This window comes from Blastococcus sp. CT_GayMR19 (assembly GCF_004570385.1).
In the GTDB taxonomy this organism is placed as follows: domain Bacteria; phylum Actinomycetota; class Actinomycetes; order Mycobacteriales; family Geodermatophilaceae; genus Blastococcus_B.
In genome coordinates this window covers 230,108-247,616 of sequence record NZ_SPQL01000001.1, presented here as the reverse complement: position 1 = coordinate 247,616, position 17,509 = coordinate 230,108, and the positions used below count along the sequence as shown (strand labels likewise).

General features: G+C 72.3%; 18 protein-coding genes and 1 pseudogene. 9 read left to right on the top strand and 10 right to left on the bottom strand.

Going from position 1 to position 17,509, the window contains the following annotated elements; translation table 11 throughout:
- The first annotated feature begins 14 nt into the window (after positions 1 to 14).
- From E4P39_RS01205 to E4P39_RS01195, 3 genes are all read left to right on the top strand, one after another.
- Complete coding sequence (locus E4P39_RS01205) at positions 15 to 374, top strand: universal stress protein (protein WP_135134497.1); 360 nt, start codon at positions 15 to 17, stop codon at positions 372 to 374.
- Complete coding sequence (locus E4P39_RS01200) at positions 371 to 934, top strand: universal stress protein (protein WP_135134496.1); 564 nt, start codon at positions 371 to 373, stop codon at positions 932 to 934. Before E4P39_RS01205 ends, E4P39_RS01200 begins: the two co-directional genes overlap by 4 nt.
- Before the next feature lie 74 nt (positions 935 to 1,008).
- Positions 1,009 to 2,040: a potassium channel family protein gene (locus tag E4P39_RS01195; RefSeq protein WP_135134495.1), complete on the top strand. Its 1,032-nt coding sequence runs from the start codon at positions 1,009 to 1,011 to the stop codon at positions 2,038 to 2,040.
- Position 2,041: 1 nt separating this feature from the next.
- Here E4P39_RS01195 and E4P39_RS01190 read toward each other — a convergent pair whose 3' ends face one another.
- The 4 genes from E4P39_RS01190 to E4P39_RS22080 all read right to left on the bottom strand — a co-directional run bounded on the left by E4P39_RS01190 (position 2,042) and on the right by E4P39_RS22080 (position 4,433).
- Positions 2,042 to 3,253, bottom strand: coding sequence for a serine/threonine-protein kinase (locus tag E4P39_RS01190; RefSeq protein WP_135134494.1), 1,212 nt, complete (start codon positions 3,251 to 3,253; stop codon positions 2,042 to 2,044).
- Between the two features lie 26 nt (positions 3,254 to 3,279).
- Positions 3,280 to 3,405: a hypothetical protein gene (locus E4P39_RS23090; RefSeq protein ID WP_280790770.1), complete on the bottom strand. Its 126-nt coding sequence runs from the start codon at positions 3,403 to 3,405 to the stop codon at positions 3,280 to 3,282.
- Positions 3,406 to 3,452: 47 nt separating this feature from the next.
- A complete protein-coding gene (locus tag E4P39_RS01185; protein WP_135134493.1) occupies positions 3,453 to 3,890 on the bottom strand; it encodes a PaaI family thioesterase in 438 nt (145 codons plus the stop codon).
- A gap of 87 nt (positions 3,891 to 3,977) precedes the next feature.
- Positions 3,978 to 4,433: a hypothetical protein gene (locus E4P39_RS22080; protein ID WP_167761507.1), complete on the bottom strand. Its 456-nt coding sequence runs from the start codon at positions 4,431 to 4,433 to the stop codon at positions 3,978 to 3,980.
- Between the two features lie 25 nt (positions 4,434 to 4,458).
- Here E4P39_RS22080 and E4P39_RS22075 point away from each other — a divergent pair, with 25 nt between their 5' ends.
- The 3 genes from E4P39_RS22075 (at position 4,459) to E4P39_RS01170 (ending at position 7,527) form a co-directional block, all read left to right on the top strand.
- Positions 4,459 to 5,352: a hypothetical protein gene (locus tag E4P39_RS22075; protein ID WP_167761506.1), complete on the top strand. Its 894-nt coding sequence runs from the start codon at positions 4,459 to 4,461 to the stop codon at positions 5,350 to 5,352.
- 381 nt (positions 5,353 to 5,733) lie between these two features.
- Positions 5,734 to 6,648 carry a hypothetical protein gene (locus tag E4P39_RS01175; RefSeq protein WP_135134492.1) on the top strand — a complete coding sequence of 305 codons (915 nt, stop codon included), beginning with the start codon at positions 5,734 to 5,736 and terminating at the stop codon, positions 6,646 to 6,648.
- A 192-nt stretch (positions 6,649 to 6,840) separates the two neighbouring features.
- On the top strand, positions 6,841 to 7,527 hold the full coding sequence (locus tag E4P39_RS01170; RefSeq protein ID WP_135134491.1) for a DNA alkylation repair protein: 687 nt from the start codon (positions 6,841 to 6,843) through the stop codon (positions 7,525 to 7,527).
- Positions 7,528 to 7,560: 33 nt separating this feature from the next.
- Here the strand turns inward: E4P39_RS01170 and E4P39_RS01165 are convergent, their stop codons facing one another.
- The 5 genes from E4P39_RS01165 to E4P39_RS01145 form a co-directional block, all read right to left on the bottom strand.
- The gene (locus E4P39_RS01165) at positions 7,561 to 8,970 is read right to left on the bottom strand and encodes a selenium-binding protein SBP56-related protein (RefSeq protein WP_135134490.1); all 1,410 of its coding nucleotides are present in this window, start codon (positions 8,968 to 8,970) and stop codon (positions 7,561 to 7,563) included.
- A gap of 661 nt (positions 8,971 to 9,631) precedes the next feature.
- Complete coding sequence (locus E4P39_RS01160) at positions 9,632 to 10,681, bottom strand: alcohol dehydrogenase catalytic domain-containing protein (protein WP_135134815.1); 1,050 nt, start codon at positions 10,679 to 10,681, stop codon at positions 9,632 to 9,634.
- Between the two features lie 39 nt (positions 10,682 to 10,720).
- Positions 10,721 to 12,007: a four-carbon acid sugar kinase family protein gene (locus tag E4P39_RS01155; protein ID WP_135134489.1), complete on the bottom strand. Its 1,287-nt coding sequence runs from the start codon at positions 12,005 to 12,007 to the stop codon at positions 10,721 to 10,723.
- On the bottom strand, positions 12,007 to 13,269 hold the full coding sequence (locus E4P39_RS01150) for a RuBisCO large subunit C-terminal-like domain-containing protein (RefSeq protein ID WP_135134488.1): 1,263 nt from the start codon (positions 13,267 to 13,269) through the stop codon (positions 12,007 to 12,009). Before E4P39_RS01150 ends, E4P39_RS01155 begins: the two co-directional genes overlap by 1 nt.
- 38 nt (positions 13,270 to 13,307) lie before the next feature.
- Positions 13,308 to 14,279, bottom strand: coding sequence for a 2-keto-3-deoxygluconate permease (locus E4P39_RS01145; protein WP_245159547.1), 972 nt, complete (start codon positions 14,277 to 14,279; stop codon positions 13,308 to 13,310).
- 214 nt (positions 14,280 to 14,493) lie between these two features.
- On the opposite strand from E4P39_RS01145, the gene E4P39_RS01140 reads away from it, so the two are divergent.
- Positions 14,494 to 15,366 (top strand): GntR family transcriptional regulator, encoded by an 873-nt coding sequence (locus E4P39_RS01140; protein WP_135134486.1) that lies wholly within the window; start codon positions 14,494 to 14,496, stop codon positions 15,364 to 15,366.
- 18 nt (positions 15,367 to 15,384) lie between these two features.
- On the top strand, positions 15,385 to 16,011 hold the full coding sequence (otnC, locus tag E4P39_RS01135; protein ID WP_135134485.1) for a 3-oxo-tetronate 4-phosphate decarboxylase: 627 nt from the start codon (positions 15,385 to 15,387) through the stop codon (positions 16,009 to 16,011).
- A gap of 215 nt (positions 16,012 to 16,226) precedes the next feature.
- Here otnC and E4P39_RS01130 read toward each other — a convergent pair.
- A pseudogene (locus E4P39_RS01130) lies at positions 16,227 to 16,631 on the bottom strand (leucine zipper domain-containing protein); the annotation flags it as partial.
- Between the two features lie 593 nt (positions 16,632 to 17,224).
- Between E4P39_RS01130 and E4P39_RS01125 the strand changes: the two are divergent.
- Entirely contained in the window at positions 17,225 to 17,491 is a 267-nt protein-coding gene (locus E4P39_RS01125) for a metal-sensitive transcriptional regulator (protein WP_245159546.1), read from the top strand.
- The last annotated feature ends 18 nt before the right edge of the window (positions 17,492 to 17,509 follow it).

The window sequence follows — 17,509 nt, the reverse complement described above, 5'->3', positions numbered from 1 at the left end:
AGGACAGTTTTCCCATGATCTCGCGCACGAGCGGCGCGCCGGTCGACTCTGCCGGCCGGCGTCTGGTGCTCGTCGACGTCCGGCCCTCCGCGTGCTGCTACCAGGCGCTGCTCTGGGCGCTCCGGGAGGCGCAGGAGCGGGACGCCGACCTCCTGGCGGTGACGGTGTGGCCCGGCGACCCGTCGCAGCCGGACGAGGGCTGCGCCGAGATGGAGGACGCCGTCCGCGCCATGGTGGCGCGCGCCGCCGAGGAGACCGGCGTGCACGGGCGCACCCGTGTCGCGGCGGTCACCCATCCCGTGACCGTCGCCGAGGTCGCCGCCCGGACCGGAGCCGAACTGCTGGTGGTGGGTTCGGAGGAGGTGGCGTCATGACCGACGAGGGCAAGCGGATCGCCGCGGTGGAGGACGAGGAGGAGGCGCGAGGCCCCCGGGTGGTCGTCGGCATCGACTACTCGACCGGGGCACGCGCGGCGCTGCTGTTCGCGCTGCACGACGCCGCACGGCGCGGGCTGCCGGTGGAGGCGATCGTCGTCTACCGGCCGCCGGACTACTGGATGGACTTCTACGCGGTCAGCTCCTACCACCCCGAGAAGGCCCGCGCCGCGGCGCTGCACCACGGTCAGGCGTTCGTGGACCGCGTCATTCCCGACGGGCCGCAGCCGCCACCGGAGGTACGTGTCCGGGCGGCGATGGGCATGGCTGCCGACGTCCTCATCGCCGAGTCGCACGGCGCCGACCTGCTCGTGGTGGGCAGCCGGGGGCACGGCGGTTTCGCCAGCATGCTGCTGGGCTCGGTGAGCATGCAGTGCGCGCTGCACGCCTCCTGCCCGGTGACCGTCGTCCACTCGCCGGAGGCCCATCGGGAGCGGCTGCACCGGCGGCGGGACCGGAACGACCACGCCGGGCACCGCGAGCAGGCACCGGCCCGCTGAGCCCGGCGGCGGGGCGCGCCCGCCGCGTGCGCGGTAGCTTGCGCTGTCCGTCGCGCCGTCCGTGGGAGTCCGTGGTGCCGTTCCTGGTCTACCGCCTGTCGCGGTTCCTCCGCGTGCGGCTGCGCGGCTGGCGGCTGCCCCTGGCGGTCGCGTCCTTCGTCTTCCTGAGCAGCTGGCTGGCGATGTCGCTGGTCGAGCCGCCGGGCAGCGAGATCGTGCAGCCGGGCACCTACTGGTGGTACTTCGTCGTCACCTCGGCGACGGTCGGCTACGGCGACTTCTTCCCGACCTCGACGGGCGGCCGGATCGTCGGCCTGTACGTGATCGTCGGTGGCATCGTCACGCTCACCCTGCTCTTCACCCAGTTGGCCAACGCCCTGCAATCGGTCCGGGGCAAGCGTTTGAGAGGTGTGGTCGCACTGGATCTCTCCGACCATGTGGTGCTGTTCGGCTACTGGCCGGGCCGCTCGGAGCGAATCGTCGCCGAGCTCACCGCCGACGGCCGGTTCCAGGTGGCGCTGTGCGCGTGGGACGACGTCCCCGAGAACCCGCTGCCCGATCAGCCGGCCGTGCACTTCGTCCGGGGCGACCTCACCCACGAGGACGTCATGACCCGGGCCTGCGTGCAGCGGGCACGGACGGCGGTCATCGACGGCCGGGACGACAACGAGACGCTGGCCATCGCCGTCGCCATCGACCACGCGAATCCCGACCTCCACCTGGTCGCGGCGGTGCGGGACCTGGGCCGCCGGGAGAACCTGCGCTACGTGAACCCCGGCGTCCAGGCCGTGCAGTGGCACATGCCCTTCCTCCTGAGCGAGGAGGCCAACGACCCCGGCATCACCCAGATCTACAACGACCTGATGAGCAGCGGTGGGCACGGCAACACGTACTCGATGCGCGTGCCGGCGGGCTTCGGGCACGCCACGTTCGGCGACTGCCAGACCTGGTTCGGGCGTACCCACGGGGCGACCGTGCTGGCGGTCCGGGATTCCGACGGGCTGGTGGTCAGCCCGTCCTGGGACCGGCCCGTCCCGGCGGGGACGACGCTCTACTACGTCGCGGCCGCACGGATCGACGAGCAGCGGCCGGCCGCCCGCCGCTGAGCTACAGCAGCCCGAAGAACGCCGCCAGGCCCACGAGCGCGCCGACGATCAGCAGGGTGACGACGACGATCGTCGTGAGCACCGGGACGACGACCCAGCGGCGCTTGAACCTGCGGCGCCGGGCGGGGGGAGCGCTTCGCTGCACCGGAGGCGGCGGCGCGCCCCGGCCGGCCGCGACCCGGCGCTCGGCCTTCTTGTCCCGTCGCCGGTCGGCCAGGTGGTCACGGGCGTCGCGGGCGACCGACCCGAGCACGGCCCGGGAGACCGACGCGAGCTTCTTCAGGTCCTCGGAGTCGATCCGGGCCGCGGCGGCGCCCGGCACCGGCCTGGGCATCGGCTTGGGGGCCGGCGGGGCGGCCGCCGGTGGTGGAGCGGGCGGCGCGGGGGACGAGTGCAGGGCGGTCAACTGCCGGGCGGCCTGCGACGCGGTGCTGCGGTGCGCGGGATCCTTCGTGAGCAGGCCGCGCAGGACCGGCTCCAACGGCCCCGCGTGCAGCATCGGCTCCGGGTCCTCGGAGACGACCGACAGCAGGGTGGCCATCGGCTCGCCCTTGTCGAACGGTGGGCGCCCCTCGACGGCCGCGTAGAGCGTGGCGCCGAGCGACCACAGGTCGACGGGCGGCCGCGGCTCCTCGCCGTTGGCCCGCTCCGGCGCCATGTAGGACGGCGACCCGATGAGGGCGCCCCGCGTCGTCAGGCTGGAGTCGCCGGTGGTCGTGGCGATGCCGAAGTCGGTGAGGCACGCGTGCCCGTCGCGGTCGACGAGCACGTTGCTCGGCTTGACGTCGCGGTGCACGATCCCGGCGTCGTGGGCCGCGTCCAGCGCGGCCAGCAGGTCGAGGCCGATCGTCGCCACCGCGGCGGGCGACAGCGGACCCTCGCTCTCCAGGATCTCCTGCAGGCTGCGCGAGGAGACGTGCTCCATCACCAGCCAGGGCTTGCCCTCCTCCTCGATCACGTCGTAGACCCTGGTCACGCAGGGGTGGTCGAGGCGGGCGGCGGCACGGGCCTCGCGCATCGTCCGTTCCCGGAGGATCCCGCGCTCCTCGTCGCTGAGCTCGACCGAGAAGGTGACCTCCTTCAGCGCGACCTGTCGCTCGAGGACGCGGTCGGTGGCGAGCCACACGGTGCCCATCCCGCCGCGGCCGAGCACGTCGGTCAGCGCGTAGCGGCCCGCGACGACACGGTCCGCACGCCGGTTGTCGGCGACCATGGGCGGACAGTACGCCCGCGGCGTGGTCAGGACCCCTCCGGTGATGCCTCCGGTTCGCTCTGCGCCTCCAGGTCAGCGGCCTGCTCGGGTGTCTCCTGCTCGAGGGCGATGTCGCGCGGCTGAGGGGTGGCTGGCTCCGGCGTCGTCGTCATGTCAGCACCGTGCCCCGGAGACCCGGCCGCCACTCCTCGTAGCTGGGTCACCGGTCCTCGTTCCGGGATCCGGGCATGGGGACGACGCTCTTGGTGACCTGCGCCGCGGCCACGGCCCGGCCGTTCACGCTCGCCTCCGCGCGCAGGAAGGCCACCGCCCGGCCGCGACGCAGGACGCTCCCGACGACGGCGACCTGCTCGTCGGCGCTGACCGGTCGCAGCAGGGAGACCGAGAGGTCGTGGGTGACCGCGTGCTCGCCGTCGTCCAGGTGGGGGAGCAGGGCCAGATAGGACGCGACGTCGAGCAGCGCCGTCACCACGCCCCCGTGGAGCACGGCGGCCTGGTTCTGGGCGGCCTCGCCGACGGGGAAGGAGATCCCCGCGGCCGGGTTCCCGGGATCGAGCAGCCGGACGCCGAGGAACCGGTGCAGCGGGATGTCGAGGACGGCCTGCACCCGTGCCGCCTGGGCACTCTCCGATACCACGGGGAACCTCTCGTCGGACGGTCCGCAGAGCGTCGCACGGGGACGCCGCCGGACCTGCGGTCTGGTGCGGCGGTGCTGTGTGGTCGGTCAGTAGGCCCATTCCGCGCCGACGGTGAGGAAGTCGGGCGCGAACACGACGGTCCCGGTGGTGGCGGGCACATCGAGGACGACGGTCCCCGTGAGTTCCTGGCCCGCAGTCACGGGGCCGGACGGGAAGGCCTCGGCGTCGGGCAGGCAGGACTCCGCGCTCGGGGTGCCGGCTGCCGGGAGAGGAACGCCGTCCGGCCCGAGGATCTGGAAGTCCGCCGCGCGCACCACGGGGTCGCCTCCGACAGCGGAGAGGTCTGTGCCGGTCGTGACGCGCACCCGCACCGCGATCAGGTGCCCGTTCTCGGCGGCCGGGCTCGCCGGATCGGTGCAGGTCACGTCGGGGGAGACGCCCTCGACGGCCACGGCGAACGCGACCGCCCCCGTCGCGCCGTCGGTGACGGTGAGCTCCTCGCCGATTGCGAGGACGGCGTTGCCGCGCTCGTTCGTCTCCACCGGAGGTGGCGCAGGCGGGGATTCCGTGGCCGTAGCCGGTGGCTCGGTGGTCGACGGTGGGGCGGTCTCCGGAGGCGTGGTGGTCGTCGCGGGCGCCGATGTGGTCGTCTCCGGAGGTGTGGTGGTGGTCGCGGGGGCCGTGGTGGTCGTCTCCGGAGGTGTGGTGGTGGTCGCGGGGGCCGTGGTGGTCGTCTCCGGAGGTGTGGTGGTGGTCGCGGGGGCCGTGGTGGTCGTCTCCGGAGGTGTGGTCGTGGATGGGGGCGTGGTCGTGGTCGCGGGGACCGTGGTGGTCGCCGGGGGCGTGGTCGGCGTCGCCGGCACCGTGTCGGTCGATGCGGTCGGAGTGCTCGGAGTCGTCTCGGTGGTCTGGGCCGTCTCGGTGGTCCGGGCGCTCTCAGTGTTCTGCGCGGTCCCGGTGGTCTGGGTGCCTCCGGTGGTCACCGGACTCTCGGTGGCCTGCGGACTCTCGGTGGGCACTGGACTTTCGGTGGCCTGCGGACTCTCTGTGGTCTCGGCCGCGGCCGCGGGCGCGGTGCTCGGCGCGACCGGGGACGGATCGAGGGGCGCCGCACCCGCGCTCACCGGCGGTGCCTCGGGGCTGGTCGCCGGGGCGTCCGGTGTGGGAGCGGCCATGGGTGCCGCCGGAACCGGTTCATCAGGTGCTGCTGACGACCGGGCCGGGCCTGGCTCGTCAGGTGCTACGGACGGCGCGGCGGCGCCCGGGTCGAACCAGTCCTCCGTACCCGGCGGGACGACACCGATCGTCGGCACCTCGAGCGGCCCGACGCGCGACCATTCCGTCGGAACGGCCGGATGCGCGTTCGCGACGGGCGTTGCGCCGTCGTGCGCCACGATCACGGTGGACGGCTGGCTGATGGCGACGAGCGATGCGACGGCGAGCACCCCGCAGCTGGTCTGAAGGGCGCGCAGGGTCACCACCGTCCGGCGAGGAACCGGTCGTCCACCCACGGCGCCCCCTGCGCTCGTAACACGAGCCCTCATCGTGTCGGATCCCCGGAATCGGCCCAAGACCTTCGCGCGCCGGTTCCCGTGTCCCGCTGGGAAGCGGACGGCGGCGTCGTCAGGCGAAGCACCCACAGCCCGCTTCCGGTGCCGCGCGACGGCACCGCTCTTGCGTGCCCGACGGGAGTAGCGTCCGACGCGCTCTGCCGGTCGCATCGGCGCACAGCGGCGAACTGAGACCAGGTCCGCGAAGCCCACTGGCAGTCCTTCGGCGGCCCGGCCGCGGCCCGATGCTCGTGGCACCGCAGGGCCGCCCACCTCGTGAGGAGGTGTCGCCGTGTTGGACCTGATGAAGGACTACGTGCGCGTCGGGCGCTTCACGCCGGTCGCGTCGTACCAGCGTTTCGGTTACGCCTGCGCCGTGCTGCTCGTGGTCAGCGGCGCAGTCCACGGTGTCGTGTACCTCGTCGAGGGGGGTGCGTGGGCAGGCCCGATCTCGTGGCGGAAGCCGATCGTGTTCGGGCTCTCCTTCGGCATCACCTTGGCGACCCTGACGTGGTTCATGACGTTCCTCCGGCCCCGGAGGGCCGTCGGCTGGACCGTTCTCGGGGTGTTCGCGCTGGCCTCGCTCGGTGAGGTCTTCCTCATCGCCATGCAGACGTGGCGGGGCGTCGCGTCCCATTTCAACGAGGACACCGCGTTCGACGGGATGGTGTTCTCGCTGATGGGCGCCCTCGTCGCGCTGATCGCCCTGATCACGGTGTTCGTGACCATCCGGTCGTTCTTCTCCATGGACGCCCCGGCCAGCCTCGCGTGGGCCATCCGCACCGGACTCGTGCTGATGCTGGCCAGTCAGGCCGTCGGCGTGCAGATGATCGTCCAGGGCGGCAACACGTTCGGGGCGGCCGGGGCCGTGAAGATCCCCCATGCCGTGACGCTGCACGCCGTCCAGGTCCTCCCGGCGCTCGCGCTCGTGCTGCTGCTGTCGAGCTACAGCGAAGTCAGAAGGCTCCGGATCGTCGGCCTCGGCGCGCTGGGATACACCGGCCTGGTCGCCTCCACGATGGTGCAGACGTTCAGCGGACGTGGCCCCCTGGACCTGAGCCTGGCGGCGTCCGCGCTCGCTGTTCTCGGGCTCGGGCTCCTGGGCGCCAGTGCACTCGTCGCGTTGCGCGGGCTCGGCTCACGGGTGCCTGCGTCGTCGGGGGAGGGACAGTCGCAGGACGCCGTCCACGAGCCGTCCTGGACCTAGCGCTCCGGGCCATCAGGGACGCCGTCGTCGAGAAGCGGCTCCTTGCCTGTACCGCCGTTCAGGGAGTGGCCAGAACCGCCGAACCCTGCCGAGCTATCGGACGTCGTGTCGGTGCCTGCCGCCGGCGCGCACGACAGGAGGCGTACCTCCTCACTCCTAGGCTGGGCCTCACTCGATGGACAGGAGGCCGAGGTGGCCCAGACGACGGTGACCGGGACGACGGTGGCCGAGGTGATGGCCGAGCTCGCCGCGCTGGAGGACCCGAAGGCACGCGCGGTGAACGAGAGGCACGGTGACGACCACGGGGTGAACCTCGGCAAGCTGCGCGCGGTCGCGAAGCGGCTGAAGACGCAGCAGGAACTCTCGCGCCAGCTCTGGGACACGGAGAACACCGCGGCGCGACTGCTGGCGCTCCTGATCTGCCGCCCGAAGGCGTTCGAGCGGAACGAGTTGGACGTCATGGTGCGCCAGGCACGCCCTCCGAAGGTGCACGACTGGCTGGTGAACTACGTGGTGAAGAAGAGCCCGCATGCTCAAGCGCTGCGCGTGGCCTGGTGCGCCGATCCCGACCCGGTGGTCGCGAGTGCCGGCTGGGCGCTGACCACCGAACGCGTGGCGAAGAAGCCCGAGGGACTCGACCTGCCAGGACTGCTCGACATCATCGAGGCGGAGATGAAGGACGCCCCGGTTCGCCTGCAGTGGGCGATGAACCACTGCCTGGCCCAGATCGGGATCGAGCACGCCGAGCATCGCGCTCGCGCGATCGGCATCGGTGAGCGCCTGGAGGTGCTCAAGGACTACCCGACGCCCCCGAACTGCACCTCTCCGTTCGCGCCCATCTGGATCGACGAGATGGTCCGACGACAGCACGACACGTAAGCGGTTCCCGGGGTCGTGGCCGCGCCGGCGCGTTCAGCGGTAGCAGTACGAGTCGGAGGAAGCGTCCCCTCCCTGCAGGCGCACCTGATGCGGTCGCCGTCCGCGGAAGGCCTGGCCGTGCGGGAAGAAGCGCTCGTCGATGGTGAGCCCGCCGGCCGAGGGGTCGGTGTCGAACTTCGCCATCCAGGCGCCGACGCCGTTCGGGAAGAACTGGTCGTCCCAGGCGCCGTACAACGAGTTCGTGACGTAGACGCGCCGGCCGTCGCGGCTGACCTCGACCATCTGCGGGCCGCCGGCCAAGCGTGCTGCCGGCTCTGCGGGGTGGGCCGTCCGGCGAGCGATCCCGCCCAAGTGAACGGATCCGACCTCGTGGGGAGCGGCGGGATCGGACACGTCGAACTGCTTGAGCTCGCCGGTGCCCCAGCAGGAGACGTAGAGCATCCGGTCGTCGACGGACAGGTCGATGTCGCTGATCAACGGTGGGACGGCGCCGAACGGCTGCAACGCCGGCGGGAGATCGGCCGCGTCGGCGGGCTCGGCAGGGATCGTGATGACCTTGTCGACCTTCCATTCCGCGCCCTCGCGGTGCCACCGCCAGACCGAGGCGGACAGGTCGGCCGTCGAGACCACGACGCCGACGAAGCCCCAGGTCGCCTCGGGATCGTGCGAGGGCCGGAGTTCCAGCACCATCTGGTGCTCGGCGCCGAGATCGACCGTCTGCAGGTTCCGGCCCTCCGCGAGGTCCCAGAAGTGGACGGAGTGGCCGTACTTCTGGCCGAGCAGCAGCTCGGGCACGAGTCCGTCCTCGATCATGGAGGGCGTGCCCCATTCGCTGGACACGAGGACGTTCTGGTTGAGGTGCCACCAGGCGTCGTAGGCCAGGTACTGCGGTCCGCGGTCGGTCTCCCAGGCGCGGAGGACGTCGAAGGTGGCGTGGTCGAGCAGCGCGATCCCGCCCGGTCCGTCGTTCCCGTCGGCTCCGCCCAGGCAGGTGAGGAAGACGCCGTCCGGACCGCAGTGCAGGGTGTGCGGCCGCGAGTAGCCGGCGCGCTGCGCCAGCTCCACCGCCTCGACGGTCTTGTGCAGCCGGGGGGAGCGGGGGTCGGGCTGGGTGTCGAAGACGTGAATGCGCGAGCTGCGCAGGCCCGGCAGGAGCAGGAAGCGGCGCTGCAGCCCGTCCTCGCCCATGTCGTGGCCCTCGTGCAGAAGCGCGCTGGAGCAGGCGTTCCACCCGAAGTGGTGCAGTTCGTCGCCGGTCGTGGGCAGTTCGGCCCAGCCGACGACGGTGCCGTAGTCGTCGGAGTTCTCGTCGACGTCGAGCACGGCTAGAGCGTCCGGGAGGACGCCGGCCCGGTCGAAGGCGACGACGTAGGCCAGCTGCTCGGTCGGTGCGGCGATGGCTTCGGCGGGACTCCGGTAGAAGGTCGGGTCTGTGAGCGTCATCGGTCCCCCTTGTGGGAAGCCGCTCGCGGACCCTGCCCCATGTAGGCCGCGCGAGTTCGTGGTGAGCGCTGAGGGGGTGTGCCTGGAGGTGTCACCCGGAGACCGACCCGGTGCAAGCGCCCGGTGGATGCCGCCATGGTCCCGCGGTGACCGGGCGGTTGGAAGAGCAACGGGGGTCATGCCGGAGCGATGACGAGGCGACGGGATTCCGCGCCGGCAGCCCATGGTCAAGCGTCAGGCGGAACAACACAGACAAGAGGTGGGGCGGGTGGGGCTCTAACCCATGACCCAGGGTTTACGAGTCTCCCCGGCCGGGTGTCGACGACAGTGGTCATGACCGCTTCCGGCCGTCCATGCCGGTCAGGGCGTCACCGTAGTTCGTTGGCAAACGCCAACGTCGCCTGGGTCACTCCGCGTTCGTGCCCACCGTGTGCCCACAGCGGGAGCGGCAGCTCCGTGACGCGGTCACCCGTCGGCTGCCGGACCATGGGCGGGGTGGCCGACCGGGAGGCGCCACAGGACGGCTGCGCGCGGTCGGTGAGCAGCCACCCCGCTCCGCGCGGACTACCCGCCCGGGACGGGCCTGCGAGCCGCCTGGACGCCGCCTGGGAGCGGGGCGAACAGGTCGGGCCGGCGGGGGTGCCGGCCCGACCCCGCCGGATCACCGTCGGTTCGCACCCGGCACGAGCAGAACCTTTCCGGCGTCGCCGGTGAGCAGTTCGACTGCGGCCTCTGCCTCGTCGAGGGGCAGGCGGTGGGTGATCAGCCGGTCGAGGTCGATGCGACCCGACTGCAGCAGGAGGAGCAACTGCTCCCAGGTGTCCCATAGCCGGCGGCCAAAGATGCCGCGGAGGGTGATGCCCTTCTTGTTCACGAACGACGCGATGTCGATCGGAGCCGGCTCGCTCGGGTGTCCGACCGTCACGAGCGTGGCCTCCCGCCGCAGCGCCTCCAGCAGCGGCGGCAGCACCCCGCGCGCGCCAGAGACCTCGAACGCGACATCGAAGCCGCCGCGGCGACCGGCCAGGTCGCGGCACACGCCGACGACGTCGTCCGACGGGTCGAGCACCTGGGCGCCGATCGACTCCGCCTGCTTCCGGCGGAACGGGTTGGGTTCCACGGCGACGACGGCCGCGGCTCCCAGGGCGAGGGCGATCTGTGCGATGACCAGACCCACGGGCCCACAGCCGTTGACCAGGACGTACTGCCCGGCCACGGCGTATCCGGACCGCTGGACGGCGTGCATGGCCACCCCGGCCGACTCCAGCAGGGCGCCGATCTCGAGCGACACCGACTCGGGCAGCGGCACGCAGATGCCCGCGGGGACGGCGACTCGTTCGGCGAAGACGCCGTCGATGTGCATACCGAGGATGCCGGTCCGCTCGCAGGTGTGCGCGCTGCCGGTTCGGCACGGGTAGCACCGGCCACAGATGAGGTGGCTCTCCAGCGCGACCCGGTCCCCGGGGGCGACGTCATCGACGCCGACCCCCACGGCGAGCACCGTCCCGGAGCCCTCGTGGCCGAGGACCACCGGTGGGGTGAGTTCGAACGCCTGCGCCGAGGGCGTCCACTCGTAGAGCTCGCGGTCGGTGCCGCACAGCGAGGCGGCGGCCACCTCGAGCAGCACCTGCCCCGGGCCGGCCACGGGCTCGGGCCAGTCCTCGCGGATCTGGATGCCGCGCTCGGCTGCGTGCTTGACGACGGCCTTCATGGTGTTCTCCTGATCGATCGGTGGGGTGTCACGCACGGCTCAGATGAGGCCGGCGAAGCGGCGGAACAGGTCGGGGGGGCCGACCTGGCCGCCCTTGAGCAGCACGCGGCAGCCGGCGACGGCCGCCGCGTCATCGGTGGTGCAGATGGGTCCGGCGGTGACGAACTGCTCGCTGACCCGGAGCTCGCCGACCCCCATGGCCAGCAAGGCGTGGCTGGAGGTGTCGCCGCCGCAGACGACGACATCCCGGGTCAGTCCCCGTCGGGCCAGGTCGCCGGCGAGTCGGCCGATGGTCCCGCCCACCTCGGCGGCGGTGACGGAGCCGGCGCTCAGCCGGGAGTCGTCGGGCCCTTGCGTGGTGTGGGCGACGACGTTCCGGCCGGCCCGGAGTGCCGCCTCGACGGCGGCCGACCACGGCCTCCCGGTGACGTCGTCGGCGTAGACCCCGGCCGGGATCGCGACGTCGGCCCAGCCGTGCCGGACGGCGTCGGCGATCTGGCCGGCGGTCGTGGTGGACGCGGACGCCGACACGACGAGCGTCGGGCCACGGGACGTGGTGCGGGCCGGAGGCTTCCGGGATGCGCCGCCACGGAGGCGGGCCAGCGCGGCCATGATGCCCCCGGAACCGACGACGAGCGCCGGTCCGTCCGCGGGGCGTCCGCGGACCAGGGCCTTCGCCGCGGTGTCCATGTGCGCCTCGTCGACCGCGTCCACGACGAAGGCCTCGGCGTCGGCCGTCTCGCGCAGTTGCGCCCACCGGTCACCGAAGGTGCCGTCGGCGTGGGCCGGCAGCTGCAGGCCCGGGACGGGGCTCCGGCCGGCGAGCTGTTCGGCCAGGACCAACCGCAGGTCGGCCTCGTGCATCGGCGTCGAGGGGTGCCGGGACATCACGGGGTGCCGGTCCAGCCGGTACACCTCGCCTGCGTAGGCGCCGAAGTGCTGGCTGAAGGCGGTGTAGCGGCCGAAGCCGGGCTGCGCGGGCACGACGGGCACCGGTCCGTGTCCGGGGAACCGCTCGTGCAGGAGCTCGATCCCCCGCCCGATGCTGCCGACAGTGGGCGAGGAGTCGAACGTGGAGCAGACCTTGTAGAGCAGCACGGACAGGTCCAGCGACGCCAGCGCCGCGAGGCCGGACCGCACCGCCTCGTCGAGTGCCTCGCCCGCCAGCGAGCGGGCCGGTCCGGCGATGCCCACGACGTCGGCGTCCTCCGGCATCGACCGTCCGGGGTCGAGGACCAGCATGGCGTCCAGCCCCTGGGCGTGTGCCTGCGCGAGGACGTCGCTGGCACCCGTCAGGTCGTCGGCGAGGAACCCGATGTCGGCCATCAGGCACCTGCCAGGAACGTCTGCAGCGCGTGCGCGAGAGCGGAGTCGCCACGAGCCGCGCGCGCCGCGGCCGCGTCCGCCAACGGGTTCCCACTCACCGCCGCGGCCCACGCCTGGCGCAGGCTGCGGACACCGGCGGCCGGCCCGTCGGGATGGGCGGCGATCCCACCGCCGGCCAGCATGAGCAGGTCGGTCGACCCCACCGCCGCGAACGTCGGACCCGGCGTGTGCACGTTCTGCCCGGACGACAGCGTCGGGAGCGGGTCGATCGTGGCCCCCAGCGGCGCCTGCAGGCTGCGGATGTTGGCCGTGACCTGCTCGTCCCGCTCGTAGAACTTGCTGCCGAGCCCGCTGGCGTGGACGTGGTCGGCGCCGGCCAGGCGGGCCAGCTGCTGCCAGACCGTGAAGTCCACCCCCAGGGCCGGGGAGCGCATCGAGGCGGCCAGTCCGGCCCGGTGGCCGTGGATGGGCACCTGGGCGAATCCGCGCAGCCACGCGAGCGCCGGCAGGCCCATGACCGGCACGTTCAGCATCACGCAGGTCCCGCCCGCCTCGACCACCAGGTCGTGACGGCGCTGGAGTCCGGCGAGGTCCCCGGTGATGTTGAAGGCGTACATCGTCCGGTGCCCGGTGACCTGCTCGGCGTCCCCGATCTCCTCCACCGCGACACGGACGCGGGTCTCCAGGGGGAGGTACGCCGGATCGGTCATCAGCTCGTCGTCCTTGATGAGGTCGATCGAGGCGCGGGCCAGCTCACGCACCACGCCGCGGAACTCGTCCTCCACCAGGCCCACGTTCGGCTTGACGATCGTGCCGATCAGCACGCCGTCCGACACGCCCATGAGCTTGCGGGTGCCCGCCACGCCGAAGGCGGGGCCGGGGTGGGCCGCGACGAACTCGTCGGGCAGCTCGATCGACTGCAGCCGGCAGGCGTACAGCTCGACGAGCTCGAAGAGGTTGCCGGCCACCGCGGTGAGCAGGGTCGCGATGTCGGTACCGATGTTCACCATCGGGAACTCGACGACGACCTCGGCCGAGGTCACCCGCTCCGGCCGGCGCCTCGACGGCAGGGAGGGCGCGCACTCGCCGAGCTCGCGGATCTCCACGACCTCAGCCGCGTGGCGCTCGCGGATCCGGTCGGATTCTCCGGGGACGGCGATGAAGGTCCCGCTCGACTGCTCGCCGGCGAGAGCGGCCGCGGCCCGTGCGACGTCGACGGCCTCGATGTAGTAGGTGCAGCGGATACGGCGGGGGTCACGCATGTCGGGGTCCTCCGGTCGGTGCGGGCGGCAGGGCGCGGTCACGCGTGGTGGGGTTTCGGCGGGACCACGGGCAGGGGTACGGGCTCGAGCGCGCCCGCCCGCTTCATCACCCAGGCCGCAACTGCGGGGGCCAGCAGGGCTGTGACGAGGACGGCCGTGGCGGCCTGGGCGGACGCGGAGCCGACGAAGGGCGCGAAGTTGGGGTCCGCTGCGGCGACGGCGGCAGGAACGGCCACCGCGTTTCCGGCCGTGGTGCCCGCTGCGAAGCCGATGCCGCTCTCGCGGCCGCGGCGGAGCAGGAACCGGTAGCCGAGGTAGGTCAGCCCGCCGGTCAGGACGACGACGCCGACACCCAGGACGGCGCCGGCGGCACCCCCGGTGAGGACGGTCCGCAGGTCGATGCCGGTGCCCACCGCGAAGGACATGAACGGGATGACGATATTCGGCACGGCATCCAGGGCCTTGGTCCACTCGCGGTCGACCGCACCGATGACCAGGCCGATGAAGAAGGGCACCAGGGCGGCGACCAGCGCCAGGAGGGGGATGTCGGCCAGCCCGGAGGCGCCCAGGAACACCAGCGCGAGGAAGGGCCCGTCGTCGAAGGCGCTGGCGACGTAGGCGCCGCGGTCCCGCTCGTCCCCGTACTCGCCGGCGAAGGCGAGCCACATGGCGCCGTTGCTGTTCCCGAAGATGGCGATCAACCCGAGGATCGAGATGCCGGCGACCCCGTCGATACCGACCGTGAGGCCGAGGACCACGCACAGCGTGATGGGGATGAGCGTCTTGGCGAGGAGGACGACCAGCGTCGTGCCCGCAGCGCCCTTGCCGTTGTGCGTGCCGGTGATCGACGCTCCGGTCGCCAGGATCAGCAGCGCGATCAGCGTGAGGGCGCCCTCCTTGAAGAGCGCGGTGGTGAAGCCGCCGATCCCGAGTGCGTCCGGCGTGAAGGTGTTCACCAGGACGCCGAGTGCCAGCGGGATGAGCATGAGGCCGCCGGGGATCCGACGCATCGTGCCGAACATAGGGAACCTGGACGGGCTCGTCCGCAGGATCTCGCTCAAGGGGGACCTCCTTGGGGACCGGACAATGTGTCCGTACAATTTGTCCGTACCAAGGTAGGGTGATGTGCGCCACGTCGTCAAGACTCCGTGTCGGACGGGCACGATGCTGGGATGGGCCGCGGCCGGTTCGTCGCCGCGGCGCTCAACGGGAGAGGAGTGCGGAATGTCCGTCGAGGGGTTCATGGCGTCCAAGGCCAGGGACGACGTCACGCCGCCGGTGGAACTCGGCCGCGCCGCCGGGGTGCCCCTGTACGCGCAGATCCGAGATGCGCTCCGGCAGCAGATCGACAGCCACTCCCTGCCGCCCGGAGCACCGCTGCCGACCGAGGAGGCGCTGCAGGCGCGCTTCGGCGTCTCGCGGAGCGTGGTCCGTCAGGCGCTGGGCGACCTGGCCGACCTCGGACTGGTCGTCCGTCAACGCGGCCGCGGCAGCGTCGTGGCACCACGCCCCGAGCACCGGCGGCGCGCGGACCAGGCCGGTGGCCTCCGCCAGCAGGTCGAGGCCAGTGGCCACCACCTCCGCACCGAGATCGTCGGGCTGGCGGTCGACCAGGCGCCGTCCGCTGCCGCCGCCGCGCTCGGGGTGACTGACACGTGGCGCCTCGAGCGGATCCGGCGGGTGGAGGAAGGGCCGCTGGTGTTCATGCGCACGTGGTTGCCGAGGGAACTCTTCCCGTACCTGTCGGCCGAGGACCTCGACGGCGGCTCCCTGCACGACTGGATGCGGGCGCGGGGTGTCCAGCCGCAGGGCGGCCCGCGGCAGCTGCAGGCGGTGCCCTCGGACGAGGCCGTGGCCGCCCACCTGGATGTCCGCGTCGGAGTGCCGGTCCTGCTGCTGCAGGGGGTGACCCGGGACCAGTACGGGCGCGGGCTCGAGTGGTTCACCGCTTGGCACCGGCCGGACACCGTGTTCGACGTGGACGCGCACGTCGGGCCCCGTTCGCTCGGGGCGGGTGGGGACGACGATCTCGGACGGGTACGCGAACTGGTGCAGGAGTTGGCCCTGCTGCTCGGTACGCAGTCCCCGCGGGCCTGAGCGGACGGCGGGGGGAACGTGACGGACCATCCGGAGCTGCGCGGGCAGGTGGTCGCGCTGGGCGCGTCGCTGTTCGCCCGCGGACTCACGGCCGGGCGCACGGGCAACCTGAGCGTCCGCGTGCCCGGCGGCTTCCTGGTGACTCCGACCGGGTCGAGCCTCGGGCAGCTGTCGACCGACCAGCTCAGCCTCGTCGACCTGCAGGGGTGCCACCTCGACGGGCCACGGCCCTCCAAGGAGGCGTTTCTCCACGCAGCCATCTACCGGGCTCGGCCGCAGGACTCCGCGGTGGTGCACACGCACAGCACCCACGCGGCCGCCGTGTCCTGTCTGGCCGACGTGGACCCGCACGACGTGCTGCCGCCGCTGACGGCCTACTACGTCATGCGGGTGGGGCGGCTGCCGCTGTTGCCGTACCACGCTCCGGGCGACCGCTCGCTCGAGGAGCTGGCGGAACGGACGGCCCGCGCGTCGCACGCCATGCTGCTGGCCAACCACGGGCCGGTCGTCTCGGCCGCCGACCTCCCGTCGGCCGCCGACGCCGTCGAGGAACTCGAGGAGACCGCCCGCATCCACCTGCTGCTGCATGGGCAGCGGACGCGGTCGCTGACGCCCGAGCACGTCGAGGCGCTCCGACGGACATGAGGAGGCGGTGCGGCTGCGGGCGCACCGGCGGCGCCAGGCTGCGGCTGCATGACCTGCGGCCACTGGCCGCGATCCTCACCTACCGGGCGACCAAGGACCTGAAGCTCACTAGTCAGGTGCGCGGCCACTTGTCCACGGCGATTACCGGGCAGGGTCTATGCGAGCGTCTTCGAGGACGTGCAGAGGGAGGCCGTGGAGTCGGCCGCCGCACTGGTGCCGCGCTCCCACCGCTTCCAGAACTCCCGCCGGCGCCGGCGGGCACCGGGCTCGATCAGCCCCGCCCTGGTCAGCGCCCGATAGACACCGGACTCACTCGGCAGCGGCGCCACACTCCGGCGAGCCAGCTCCACCACGATCCGCGGCCCCCACGCCCGATGTACCCGCCGCAACTCCAGCGCGGCCGCCTCCACCACCGCCGGCATCCGATGCGGACACGACACCGGCCGGTGCGACCGATCGGTCAAGCCCTCCAGCCCGGCGTCCTCGTACCGGCCCAGCCAGGCATGCAGCGTCTGCCGGGACACGCCCCACTGCTGGGCCACCGACGACACCGGATGCCCGTCGGCGATCACCGCCAACACCGCCAGATACCGCTGCTCGGCCACGCTCAACTCCCTCATCGAGGGAGCGTCAAGGATCAGCCGAAGTAGCTGTCAACCATCAACCGAAGCACTGTCGCCCATCACCCGACGCTGCTTCGTCAAGCATCAGGCGGAACAACACAGAGGACCGGTGGGGCGGGTGGGGCTCGAACCCGCGACCCAGGGATCATGAGTCAGGCGGCGCCCGTGTCGGCGAGGATCTGCCATGACCGGCCAGATCCCTTCCTGCACGTCCGACGCTTGCCGCAGTCCGGACCTGTTCGTTGCTGCTTCCGCGGCACTAGCTCGTTTGTGCCCACCTTGTGACCACCGGATGCCGCTGAACCCGGAAGCCGTTGCGCGTTCCGCCGTCCGGTGCGCGCCCGGACGTCCGAGCGCCTCTCGAAGGTCGAGGCATCACCCCTGACGCTTCAGGGTCAGGACTTGCGATGCCGACCTTGATGGCGTCTGTCGTCGGGTGGCGGAGGAAGAGGCGGCGTTGCGGTCCCGGGCGCCGAACTCGGCGGGCGACCGTCCGCAGACTGGCTGGCCGAGCCGTGGGCCTGAAGGCTGTGGGAGCGGTCACCGTCCATCCGGTTGCGCATACCCCCGGGGGTATGCATACTCGACGTGTGGACATCCCCCATGGCGAGCTCGCAGACGTCGTCAAGCGCCTCAAGCGCATCGAGGGCCAGATCGGCGGCATCGTCCGCATGATCGAGGAGGGCCGGGACTGCTCGGCCGTGGTCACGCAGCTGGCCGCAGCCTCGAAGGCGCTGAGCAAGGCCGGGTTCGCCGTCGTCTCCACCGGGATGCGCTACTGCTCGATCAACGAGGACGGCGAGACCCGAGAGGTCGACCTGCGTGAGCTCGAGCGCCTCTTCCTCTCCTTGGCATAACCCCCCACCGACGCTTGG